This is a genomic window from Undibacterium hunanense, assembly GCF_014284335.1.
Taxonomy (GTDB): Bacteria; Pseudomonadota; Gammaproteobacteria; order Burkholderiales; family Burkholderiaceae_D; genus Undibacterium; species Undibacterium hunanense.
Window position 1 is genome coordinate 350,889 of sequence record NZ_JACOGF010000002.1, and the last position, 12,151, is coordinate 363,039.

11 protein-coding genes are annotated in these 12,151 nt (G+C 52.9%); 7 read left to right on the plus strand and 4 right to left on the minus strand.

Annotated features, from left to right (window positions below):
• Positions 1-16: 16 nt before the first annotated feature.
• Positions 17-2,512, minus strand: a complete 2,496-nt coding sequence (gyrB, locus tag H8L32_RS04690; protein ID WP_186946001.1) for a DNA topoisomerase (ATP-hydrolyzing) subunit B — start codon at positions 2,510-2,512, stop codon at positions 17-19.
• Between the two features lie 278 nt (positions 2,513-2,790).
• The gene (gene dnaN / locus H8L32_RS04695) at positions 2,791-3,897 is read right to left on the minus strand and encodes a DNA polymerase III subunit beta (protein ID WP_186946002.1); all 1,107 of its coding nucleotides are present in this window, start codon (positions 3,895-3,897) and stop codon (positions 2,791-2,793) included.
• 319 nt (positions 3,898-4,216) lie between these two features.
• On the opposite strand from dnaN, the gene H8L32_RS04700 reads away from it, so the two are divergent.
• Complete coding sequence (locus tag H8L32_RS04700) at positions 4,217-4,618, plus strand: hypothetical protein (protein WP_186946003.1); 402 nt, start codon at positions 4,217-4,219, stop codon at positions 4,616-4,618.
• A 118-nt stretch (positions 4,619-4,736) separates the two neighbouring features.
• On the opposite strand, the gene dnaA is transcribed toward H8L32_RS04700, so the two are convergent.
• On the minus strand, positions 4,737-6,125 hold the full coding sequence (gene dnaA, locus H8L32_RS04705; RefSeq protein ID WP_186946004.1) for a chromosomal replication initiator protein DnaA: 1,389 nt from the start codon (positions 6,123-6,125) through the stop codon (positions 4,737-4,739).
• 478 nt (positions 6,126-6,603) lie between these two features.
• On the opposite strand from dnaA, the gene rpmH reads away from it, so the two are divergent.
• The 6 genes from rpmH (at position 6,604) to H8L32_RS04735 (ending at position 11,834) form a co-directional block, all read left to right on the plus strand.
• Complete coding sequence (gene rpmH, locus H8L32_RS04710; protein WP_061535510.1) at positions 6,604-6,738, plus strand: 50S ribosomal protein L34; 135 nt, start codon at positions 6,604-6,606, stop codon at positions 6,736-6,738.
• A gap of 39 nt (positions 6,739-6,777) precedes the next feature.
• Positions 6,778-7,194, plus strand: coding sequence for a ribonuclease P protein component (gene rnpA / locus H8L32_RS04715; protein ID WP_186946005.1), 417 nt, complete (start codon positions 6,778-6,780; stop codon positions 7,192-7,194).
• Positions 7,195-7,205: 11 nt separating this feature from the next.
• Positions 7,206-7,502, plus strand: coding sequence for a membrane protein insertion efficiency factor YidD (gene yidD, locus H8L32_RS04720; protein ID WP_186946006.1), 297 nt, complete (start codon positions 7,206-7,208; stop codon positions 7,500-7,502).
• A 9-nt stretch (positions 7,503-7,511) separates the two neighbouring features.
• Positions 7,512-9,176, plus strand: coding sequence for a membrane protein insertase YidC (gene yidC / locus H8L32_RS04725; RefSeq protein WP_186946007.1), 1,665 nt, complete (start codon positions 7,512-7,514; stop codon positions 9,174-9,176).
• A 400-nt stretch (positions 9,177-9,576) separates the two neighbouring features.
• Entirely contained in the window at positions 9,577-10,983 is a 1,407-nt protein-coding gene (gene mnmE / locus H8L32_RS04730; RefSeq protein WP_186946008.1) for a tRNA uridine-5-carboxymethylaminomethyl(34) synthesis GTPase MnmE, read from the plus strand.
• Between the two features lie 26 nt (positions 10,984-11,009).
• Positions 11,010-11,834, plus strand: a complete 825-nt coding sequence (locus tag H8L32_RS04735; protein WP_186946009.1) for a helix-turn-helix transcriptional regulator — start codon at positions 11,010-11,012, stop codon at positions 11,832-11,834.
• 10 nt (positions 11,835-11,844) lie between these two features.
• On the opposite strand, the gene H8L32_RS04740 is transcribed toward H8L32_RS04735, so the two are convergent.
• Positions 11,845-11,991 (minus strand): hypothetical protein, encoded by a 147-nt coding sequence (locus H8L32_RS04740; RefSeq protein WP_186946010.1) that lies wholly within the window; start codon positions 11,989-11,991, stop codon positions 11,845-11,847.
• Between the last annotated feature and the right edge of the window lie 160 nt (positions 11,992-12,151).

Below are 12,151 nucleotides of genomic sequence, written 5' to 3' on the forward strand. Positions count from 1 at the left end.
AAATATTGGTATTAAGTCAAACGTCAATATTCCCCGCCCTTAACGCATTCGATTCAATAAATGCCCTGCGTGGTTCCACGTCATCGCCCATCAGGGTGGTGAAGATCTGGTCGGCGGCAATCGCGTCTTCGATCTGTACTTTGAGCAGGCGGCGGACTGTGGGGTCCATGGTGGTTTCCCAGAGTTGGCTTGGGTTCATTTCGCCCAGACCTTTATAGCGTTGTTTGCTGACGCCGCGTTCGGCTTCGTCGCGCAGCCAGAGCATGGCCTGGTGGAAGTCTTGTACGGCGATTTCCTTGGCTTTTTCGCCTTCGCCACGGCGCATGAAGGCGCCTTCGGTCAGCAGGCCTTTGAAGGTGCTGGCGGCGTTTTCCAGTACTTTGTAGTCTGCGCCATCGACAAAGTCGGCGTCGATGCTGCTGACTTTGATGTTGCCGTGGTACAGGCGTTCTATACGCAGGCTGAATGCGCCTGACAGTTCGTCGCTGCGTACTACTGCCTTGACGGCATTGTCGCCAATGGCGGCGGTCAGGGCGGCGGCAGATGCTTCGGCGTTTTCTGGGGTGTCCAGTTTAAGCGTGACACCGGTCATGATGGCGGTGAGGGCGGCGCGGTCGATGACGCGGGTCAGGCGCATCATGATGGCGTTGGCCAGGTTGTACTGGCGTACCAGTTCACCCAGGGCTTCGCCGATGATGGGGGTTGCGCCTGTGCCTGGGGTGAGGGATGCACCGGTCAGGGCCACGGTCATCATGTAGGTGGCTTCTTCGGCATCATCTTTCAGGTAGCGTTCATCGCGGCCTGCCTTGACTTTGTACAGTGGTGGCTGGGCGATGTAGATGTGGCCGCGTTCTACCAGTTGTGGCATCTGGCGATAGAACAGGGTCAGCAGCAGGGTGCGGATGTGGGCACCGTCAACGTCGGCATCGGTCATGATGATGATGCGGTGGTAGCGCAGTTTGTCGGCATTGAATTCGTCCGGGCCTATGCTGGTGCCCAGGGTCGCGATCAGGGTGGTGATCTGTTCGCTGGACAGCATTTTTTCAAAGCGGGCTTTTTCTACGTTCAGTACTTTACCGCGCAGTGGCAAAATCGCCTGGAACTTGCGGTCGCGGCCTTGCTTGGCTGATCCACCCGCAGAGTCACCTTCGACGATGTACAGTTCACACAGGGCGGGGTCTTTTTCCTGGCAGTCCGCCAGTTTGGAAGACAGGCCCAGGCCGTCCATGACGCCTTTGCGGCGTGTCAGTTCACGGGCTTTGCGGGCGGCTTCACGGGCGCGTGCTGCTTCAACGATTTTGCCGCAAATAATTTTGGCGTCGTTGGGTTTTTCCATGAGGAAGTCGGTCAGGGTCTTGGCGACAATTTCTTCTACCGGGCCGCGCACTTCGCTGGAGACGAGTTTGTCTTTGGTCTGCGAGCTGAACTTTGGTTCTGGCACTTTGACGGACAAGACGCAGGTCAGGCCTTCGCGCATGTCGTCACCGCTGACTTCAACCTTGGCTTTTTTGGCGAATTCGTGTTCTTCAATGTACTTGTTGATGACGCGTGTCATCGCAGCGCGCAGGCCGGTCAAATGGGTGCCACCGTCACGCTGCGGGATGTTATTGGTAAAGCACAATACTTGTTCATTGTAGGCGTCGTTCCATTGCATGGAAACGTCCACAGTGATGGTGGTGTTCTGGTCAGACTGACGCTCACCAGTGGCCTGGAAAATGGTCGGGTTGAGTATGCTTTTGTTTTTGTTGATGTACTCAACAAAGCCACGGGTGCCACCTTCGAAGGCAAACAATTCTTCTTTGCCGGTGCGGTGATCGTTGAGCTTGATGCGTACGCCATTATTCAAAAAGGACAATTCGCGTATGCGTTTGGCCAGAATTTCATAATGGAATTCAACATGGGTGAAGATTTCTTCGTCAGCCCAGAAGTGCACTTCGGTGCCGCGCTTGTCGGTGTCGCCCACCACTTTAATCGGGGAGGTGACGACGCCATCAACGGTTTCCAGCTCGCGGTTTTGCGGTACGCCACGGACAAATTCCATGGTGTGCATTTTGCCGTCGCGACGGATGGTCAGCTTCAGTAATTTGGACAGGCCATTCACGCAGGACACACCCACGCCATGCAGACCGCCGGATACCTTGTAGGAGTTTTGATCGAACTTGCCGCCGGCATGCAGTTCGGTCATGACGATTTCTGCCGCGCTACGTTTTGGGTCGTGCTTGTCATCCCATTTAATGCCGGTAGGAATACCACGGCCATTGTCGGTAATGGAGATGGAGTTGTCGCTATGGATGGTGACGTTGATCTCGGTACAATGACCTGCCAGAGATTCATCAATGGAGTTATCCAGCACTTCAAATACCAGGTGATGCAGACCGGTGCCGTCCGAGGTGTCACCGATGTACATGCCGGGGCGTTTACGCACGGCTTCCAGGCCTTCCAGAATCTGGATCGAGGATGCGCCGTATTGATTTGGCTGCGCTGGAGTATTGTCTTGGGTGTTATCGGACATGGCTACCTTCTGAAATATTTACAACTGTTTCACTTCTGGATTACTGCTTGTTCAAAAACGAACTGCAAAAAACGGGTGGTGTTGCCTGGCAAACTGTGAATACGAATTAATTTGATAGATTCGAATTTGCCGACTTTTGCTCCTTCCCCTTCAAGGGGAAGGCTGGGATGGGGATGGGTTTCTCAAGCAATTTGCTTATGTGGTTAATCAACCGAAACCCATCCCCACCCTAGCCCTCCCCTTGAAGGGGGAGGGAATAAGATCAGGTTTGCGTTGGACTATATCCGCATCGGCATGACGACATATTTAAAGTCGGTGTTGTCGGGTATGGTGATCAGGGCGGATGAGTTGGAATCGCCCAGCGATACGCTGACTTGATCGCACTTCAGGTTGTTGAGCACATCCAGCAGATAGCTGACGTTGAAGCCGATATCCACGCTGTCGCCACCGTAGTCGATTTCGATTTCTTCTATCGCTTCTTCCTGGTCCGCATTGGTGGACAGGATCTGCATACTGCCTGGGGTAATGACGCAACGCACGCCCTTGAACTTGTCCGATGTCATGATCGCGGCACGCTGCAATGAACGCAGCAATTGCTCGCGGCCCAAAGTGAAGCTGTTTTTATAGCCTTTGGGGATGACGCGGTTAAAGTCAGGGAACTTGCCTTCGACCAGTTTGGAAATCAGTTCGATATCAGCAAAAGTCAGTTTGACCTGGTTGTTGGCGATGTCGATCTGGACCGGGTCTTCCTTGTCTTCCAGCAGGCGCTGCATCTCGATGATGGTCTTGCGCGGGATGATGACTTCGTGGCGCGGGAATTCTTGCTCTACTTCGACCTGGCAGAAAGCCAGACGGTGGCCATCGGTTGCCACGGCAATCACGTTCTTGCCATCGACGACCAGCAGCAAGCCATTCAGGTAATAACGAATGTCTTGTTGCGCCATCGAGAAATGCACCATGTTGAACAGGTGCTTCAGGGTTTTTTGTGGCAGGTTGACGCTGGCATTGAAATGCTCGGCCTGGGCCACGGTAGGGAATTCTTCCGCTGCCAGAGTCTGCAAAGAAAAGCGTGACTTGCCTGATTGCACAGTCATCTTTTTGTTTTCAAGCTTGAGGACGACATCATTGTCATCAGGCAGGGCGCGCAAAATATCCAGCAATTTGCGGGCGGCCACGGTGGTGGCAACGACATCGCCGCCAGAACCAATGGCTGCCTTGGTCGTGATCTGCACTTCGATGTCGGTCGACAGGAACGACACCTGTTCGCCATCTTTGCGAATGAGGATATTGGCCAGAATCGGCAATGTGTGCCGACGCTCGACAATACCACTCACAATTTGCAAAGGCCGGAGCAGGGTGTCCCGGTGGGTTTTAACCAATTGCATTTGAATATCCTCACTTATTATGTTGATAAGGGACCGGTGCCGGGTGGGCCAGCTTGTCCCATTGCCGGGCGCATACCTTTGTCACTAAGCCTCGCAATACCGACGTATTGCTGCGTTTAGCTTCGCGGTCTGCATCCCGGAAATGGAACAATCTGACCCACCCTTCATTTCTTTTAACTGCTTTTTTCATCTTTTACTGCTGTCTTGCTGATCGCCTCGTAGGGTGCGCCACGCGCACCGTCCGGGTTTTTGCTGCCTTGGTGCGCATGGCGCACACTACAAACTTGTTCGTCGTTCTGCGCATACGGCTCTTGCACAGATGGATCCCAGCCTGCGCTGGGATGACGTTAATACTTTTCTTGCGGTTTTAAACATCCCGCCACTTCAATTTGGTCCCTGCCTCAAAACCATCATTCCAGCGCAAAACCCTTGCCAACTCGTAGGGTGCGCTGTGCGCACCGCATTTATCCGGCTTAATAAGCTTGGTGCGCATGGCGCACCCTACAAACTTGCTCGTCGTTCTGCGTATATGACTCTTGCACAGATGGATCCCAGCCTGCGCTGGGATGACGTTAATATTTTTTCTTGTTGCTTTAAACATCCGATACGTCAATGCGACCCGTACCCTCAAAGTCGTCATTCCAGCGCAGGCTGGAATCCCGTGGCGTTTGATGCATACGTATATTTTTACTATACGGGTAAAACCCTTGCCAACCCGTAGGGTGCGCCATGCGCACCGTTCGAATTGGTTTTACAACGATGGTGCGCATGGCGCACCCTACAAATCTTGGCCCTGCTAATTATCAATCTAACTTGCCCATCCTACAACATCCCGGCCATTAACCCTTGAGCGTTTGCTCTAATACATGCAATTCATGATTGCATTCGGGGTTTTTGGTGCGGTCTGCGGTGATCTTGCGTACGGCGTGCAAGACCGTGGTGTGGTCGCGGCCGCCGAAGAGTTCGCCGATTTCCGGCAGGCTCTTTTGTGTCAGTTCCTTGGCCAGGTACATCGCGATCTGGCGTGGTCTGGCGATATTGGCCGGACGTTTCTTCGAATACATGTCGGCGACTTTGATGTTGAAGAAGTCAGCCACGGTTTTTTGTATATTCTCTACTGAAATCTGGCGGTTTTGTACCGACAGCAAGTCTTTTAATGCTTCCTTGACCACGTCAATGGTAATTTCTTTACCATGGAAGCGTGAATACGCCAGAATCTTGCGCAGTGCGCCTTCCAGCTCACGTACGTTGGAACGTAAATGCTTGGCCACAAAGAAAGCCACGTCGTCAGAGATATGCACGCCTTCTGAATGGGCTTTCTTGAGCAGAATCGCGACGCGCATTTCCAGCTCTGGCGGTTCAATCGCGACTGTCAGGCCAGAATCAAAGCGTGAAATCAGGCGATCATCCATGCCGGTGATTTCTTTTGGATAAGTATCACTGGTAATGATGATCTGTTTCTTGGCGGCGATCAAAGCTTCAAACGCATAAAAGAATTCTTCTTGCGTACGGCTCTTGCCACCAAAGAATTGAATATCATCGATCAGCAGCAAATCCAGCGAATGGTAATACCGTTTGAATTCATCAAAACCCTTGCGCTGGTAAGCGGTCACTACGTCGCGGACATACTGTTCAGCGTGGATGTAGCGGATTTTGGCATTCGGGTTATCAACCAGTATCTGGTTGCCGATGGCGTGGATCAAATGCGTTTTACCGAGGCCGACGCCGCCATACAAGAACAGTGGGTTATACGATACACCAGGGTTATTCGCCACCTGGATGGCGGCGGCGCGTGCCAGCTGGTTGGCCTTACCGGTGACGAAGCTGTCAAAGGTCAGGTCGGAATTGATGCGGCTTTGTTCACGGCGTGGCGATACGACTTCGGGCGCGGCGGGTTCGGACATCATTTCTGGCATGTTGCCCTGGGCATCAAGGTCTGCGTTCAAACCTTGCGGGCGTGGCGCGGGTGCCGCAGGTTTTTTACTGCCGCGCGGGTCCAGCACAAACTGCACTTCCACTTCATCGTCCCAGAACTGGTTAGCCAGTTCCGAGATGCGATTGGCGAACTGGGCCTTGACCCAGTCCAGCTTGAAACGGTTAGGCGCAGCGATGCGCAGCTTGCCGTCTTCAAAGTCGAGCGGAACCAGCGGTTTGATCCAGGCACTATATTGCTGTGGTGGAAGCTCTTGCTCAAGTTGGGACGAACAGGCCTGCCAGAAATTTTCCATGTATGACTTTAATTATTAAATGCAAATGCGCGGTGCCGAATTAACATTCTACCCAGGTGCAGTAGGCTAAAATTCTGCCAGTAATTCTGTCTGTGTCGCTGGGTGAGTTGTCTGAAAGACATAAAACGGTGCCGCGCTAATCCGCTATTTTAACCCCGCTTGACCGAGTTATCCACAGGTTTGGGTTTAAATTTATTCTTTGCATTGCACCAATAGATGTGCCCTGATTGATTAATTTTTGCGCTAAGTGATTGACACGCAAAGCAAAAATGGTGTCTAATTCAGGGTTCCCTACCCCTCTTTTATTGGTGTGGCTCTGATAAGCGGATTATCCGGCTATCTTGCTTCACTCCATGAGCAGCGGTTTTGGGGCAGTAAAGGCGAAAGGCCTGACGAAAATGTGCAAGCCGAAGTCGCACCCGAGACAGCCTTTATCCGTAATTCCGATTTTTTTTATTGCTCAAATAGCGAGACCAACATGAAACGTACTTACCAACCTTCCGTCGTTCGCCGCAAGCGCACCCACGGTTTCCGCGCACGCATGGCAACCCGCGGTGGCCGCGCTGTTCTGAACGCACGTCGCGCCAAAGGCCGTAAACGCCTGGCAGCTTGATTATCAGTTCATTGGTCTGCGCAGCTTTGCTGAATCCGCATGATCAATAATATAACTGAGCCAGTTCAGGCAGGTGCCGGCGGTGCAGATTTTGCCCGCGTCAGGCGCATCGTTAAAACGGATGAGTTTTCATCCGTTTTTCGTTTGCGCCCCGTACAAAAAACGGCACATTTTGTGTTGTATACCAGAACCAATGATTTGCCGCATGCCCGCCTGGGCGTGGTGGCCGCCAAGCGTTTTGCGCCACGAGCCGTGACGCGCAATACGATCAAGCGTGTTACCCGCGAGATTTTCCGGCAGGCAGCATTATTGAATGTGGATTGCATCGTGCGTTTGTCCCGACCTGTCAACAGCAAGGATGGCCCTGCCACAACTGCCCGGCTCAAGCGTGAGCTCAGGGCGGAAATCCTGCGTCTGTTTGCCGCACCGGCCTGCCAGCCACTTAAAGTCACTTAAGGCCGCCTGAGATGAAAACCCTGCTGCTCCTGTTGCTGAAGTTCTATAAACTGGCAATCAGTCCTATGCTGGGGCAGAATTGCCGTTTTTATCCCAGCTGTTCTGAGTATGCGGCAGAGGCGATCAAGATTCACGGTGCCGCCAGGGGCAGCTTGCTGGCAGGCAAACGCTTGTGCAAATGTCATCCCTGGCACCCCGGTGGTGTGGATCATGTGCCGCCCGCTAGTGAAAAAACGCAAACCGCCCCCACATCCGCCAAGTGCTGCCATGAAACTGGCCACACTGGTCATTCTTCCCCCCTTTCCTGACATACACAAATGGATATCAAACGTACCGTCCTGTGGGTAATTTTCGCATTCTCGTTGTTCCTTATCTGGGATAACTGGATGCGTCATAACGGCAAACCATCCCTGTTTTTCCCGACACCGACAGCGCAGACCAAAAATGCCAGCGCTTCTGCATCCGCCAATGGGGCTGTCCCGACCAGTTCTGCTTCAGCAACTGCTGCCAGTGTAGCTACTACGGCCACTGGCGAAGCTGCGCCTGTCATCAAGAGCGAACTCATCACCATCACTACCGATGTGGTCAAGGCTGATATTGATACCATCGGCGGCGAGCTGAAACATCTGGAATTGCTCAAGCATAAAGATGGCACTGATCACACCCGCAACATGGTTTTGTTTGATCACTCTGCCAAACGCACTTACCTGGCACAGACAGGTTTGCTCGGCGGTGCTTTCCCTAACCACAGGTCTGGTTTCGTTGCCAAACCTGGTGTCCGTACCCTGGGTGATGGCAACCAGGTGCAACTGGTGCTGGAATCTGAACAGTCTGGCATCAAGCTGACCAAGACCTATACTTTCAAAAAAGGCGATTACATCATCGATGTACGCCATGACGTGACCAATAACAGTGGCGCAGCCATCAGCCCTTCGCTGTACCTGCAACTGTTGCATGACGGCACCAAGCCTGAAAGCGGCGGCATGTTCTCTGGCAGCGGCGAGTTTTATGCCCCTGCCGTGTATACCGAAAGCGACAAGTTCCAGAAGCTGGATTTTGAAAAAATCGGTAAAGGTACTGACAGCCACGCCAAACAGTCTGACAATGGCTGGGTAGCGATGTTGCAGCATTTCTTTGTGTCCGCCTTCATCCCGCAAGAAAAAACCAAGCGTGAAATCTTCACCAAACAGGTTGATACCAATCTGTACGCAGTTGGCAATGTTCTGCCTATGGGTACGGTAGCGCCAGGTGCGACGGTGACGATGAATGCGCGTTTGTATTCCGGTCCGCAAGAATCGGCAAAGCTGGAATCGATCGCACCAGGCTTCGAGCTGGTCAAAGATTATGGTGTATTGACCATCATCGCCAAGCCTTTATTCTGGGTCATGGAGCAAATTCACAAGATGCTGGGTAACTGGGGCTGGACGATTGTGGTCTTCACCATCGCCATCAAACTGGCACTGTTCCCTCTGTCGGCTGCCGGTTATCGCAGCATGGCCAAGATGAAGGTTGTCACGCCGAAGATGCAGGCCGTGCGCGAGCGTTTCAAAAACGACCCGCAAAAAATGAATCAGGCCATGATGGAATTGTACAAAACCGAGAAAATCAATCCTCTCGGCGGCTGCTTCCCTATCCTGATCCAGATGCCGGTCTTTTTGGCACTGTACTGGGTCTTGCAGGCCAGCGTGGAAATGCGCGGTGCGCCGTGGGTGGGCTGGATCACCGATCTGACTTCTCCTGACCCATGGTATATCCTGCCTGTGGTGTATGCGATATCCATGTACATCACTACCAAGCTGAACCCGGCTCCGGCTGATCCTATGCAGGCGAAGATGATGATGTTCATGCCACTGGCATTCTCGGTCATGTTCTTCTTCTTCCCGTCAGGTCTGGTACTGTACTGGGTAGTGAACAACATCCTGTCGATTGGACAGCAGTGGGTCATCAATAACAAATTGATCCCGCCTGAGCATAAGGCTTAAGCGTAAAAATTGAGCAAATGAGAAAGCCCGCAAGTTTGCTTGCGGGCTTTTTTTATGGCGTAATTTGTTGATCAAACCCTTGGCGCATTTGTGTCTTAGCTTGTAGGTTGGGCCGGGCCTCGTTAGTCCGTAGCCCAACCTACAAGAACTAAGCCGCTTGCAAGCGGCGCGGTGTACAGATCGTGACTGTTTGAACTCCTTCCCCTTCAAGGGGAAGGTTGGGATGGGGTTCTTGTGTAATTTGATTGGGGATTGATCAACCGAAACCCATCCCCACCCTAACCCTCCCCTTGAAGGGGAGGGAACTTAAAAATGAGAAAGCGCGATCCTGTCGCATTTGCGTCACAGCGACACAAACTAATTCGCACTCTTAAAGTGCAAGCACAGATAGAATTTCAATATGATTTATGACCCCATCCCCATTGCTGCAATAGCCACCGCCCCTGGGCGCGGCGGTATCGGTGTCGTGCGTATTTCGGGCAAAGACCTTGCCTCTGTCGTCACGGCCCTGTTTGGCCATACCCAATTCAAGCCGCGTCATGCCAGCTATCTGCCGTTTACCCAGGCTGACGGTACCGTCATTGACCAGGGCATCGCCATTTATTTCAAGGCACCGCATTCTTATACCGGCGAAGACGTGCTGGAACTGCAAGGCCATGGCGGCCCTGTCGTCATGCAAATGCTGCTGGCACGCTGTCTGGAAGCAGGCAGGGACGCGGGTTTGCGTCTGGCAGAACCGGGCGAATTTACCCAGCGCGCCTTTTTGAATGACAAGCTGGATCTGGCGCAGGCAGAAGCCGTGTCTGATCTGATCGAAGCATCGACCGAAGCGGCAGCCAAGTCGGCGTCACAATCGCTGTCTGGTGCATTCTCCAAAGTCATCCATGCGCTGGTAGAAAAAGTCGTGCACCTGCGCATGCTGGTAGAAGCGACGCTGGATTTCCCTGAAGAAGAAATCGACTTTCTGGAAAAATCCAATGCCCGTGGTCAACTGGCAACCATACAGGCAGCACTGCAAAAAGTGTTTGAACAGGCAGCACAGGGTGCCTTGCTGCGTGCAGGGCTAAACGTGGTGCTGGCAGGCCAGCCAAATGTCGGTAAATCATCCTTGCTGAACGTGCTGGCCGGTGATGATGTCGCTATCGTCACCCCCATCGCCGGCACCACCCGCGACAAGGTGACCGAGACCATCCATATCGAAGGCATACCCCTCAACATCATCGACACTGCTGGTATACGGCATGAGCATGATGAAGTCGAAGAAGGTCAGATCGCCAATGCCATCGACACAGTAGAACGCATAGGCATAGAACGCACCTGGGCCGAAGTTGAAAAGGCCGACGTCATTCTGCATCTGCTCGATGCCAGTCGCGGCCCTACGCGTGCCGATGAAGCCATTGTCGCCCGTTTCCCTGAAGGCGTGCCAGTCATACGCATCTGGAACAAGATAGACCTGTCCGGCCATCATGCCAGCGTCGATGAAATGTCTGACGCCACGCACATCTACCTGTCAGCCCATGAACACACAGGCATCGATTTATTGCGCAAAGAACTGCTGCGCATCGCTGGCTGGGAACAGACTGGCGAATCGCTCTACCTGGCCCGTGAACGCCACCTGATCGCCCTCAAGCATGCGCATGAACATCTGCAAAACGCCGCAGAGTACGCCGCGCAAAACGACCAGTCACTGGATTTGTTTGCCGAAGAACTGCGCCTGACCCAGGACCGCCTGAACAGCATCACCGGAGAATTTACGTCAGATGATTTGCTGGGTGTGATTTTTTCGCGGTTTTGTATCGGGAAATAAAACGGCTACTCACTCTGACGTAATACATGTCCAGACCCACTGAAAAGACCCTGCCAGAATTTGTCCCGCGCTTCTGGCGCGATGACAGGCTGCCTTTTATTGAGGCGCGTTATCTGGCAGATGGTCGTCGGGTCAGTTATGACAGGCATGCACACAAGCTGTTTTCCATCGGTGCCATCATTGCCGGAGAGAGCAGTTTTATGCATGGTGATGATGACTACCGTGTCGCAGCGGGCAGCGTGGTTATCATCAATCCGGGTTGCGTGCATGCCTGTAATCCGCTGGAAGATTTACCCTGGGCTTACTGCATGCTGTATGTGGATGCTGAGTGGCTGGCGGATTTGCAGGGCATGTCGGTCCAGGCTTTTCAGGGGTATGCGACAGCGGTCAGTAACGACCAGGTATTGTTTGAAGGCTTACTCGACTTATATCAGATACTGATAGCCGATGATGCAGAACTCCTGCACAAGCAGGGCAGTGTCATCCAGTATTTTTCTGAAGTGCAAAAGCGCCTGCAGGCAGCGACGCCAGAATTGCCGGTGGAAAATGGCAGGCTGAAACTGGCGGCAGATTTCATTAATATGCATTGCACGCAAGACCTGAGTCTGGACGATATTTCTGCACAGGCCGGATTGTCTGCTTCTTACCTGTTCCGCGCATTTAAAAAACAATATGGCATGACGCCGCATGCCTATCTGATCAATCGTCGCGTGCAATTTGCGCAAGAGCGCTTGAAAAATGGTGCCACGATAGCCGAAGCTGCACTGGATGCCGGCTTCGCTGATCAGGCGCATTTCCAGCGCGTGTTTAAGCGTATGCTGGCGGCGACACCAGGTCAGTATCTGGCTTAAATACCCTGCATCAAGTCAGCATCAAATAAACCGCACTGATCAACAACATCACCGCCAGGCTGCGATTAAAAGCACGCATCAGGGCGAGTCGCCTGAATAGCTGGCGCAAGGTAGTGCCTGCATACGCCCAGGCGGCAATCGATGCATAGCGTATCAATTTAGAGAGTCAATGTTGGCTTAGCACCGAGTCGTTCAAAGATGTGCGCGAGCGCGCTGGCCTGCTCCGTCTGGCGTTAGTGCGCTTGCAAGACACCAGATAGCCGCAGTCTCTGGAAAGGAAGCCTTGTTTATTTCGCTAGAAGAATCGATAATTGACG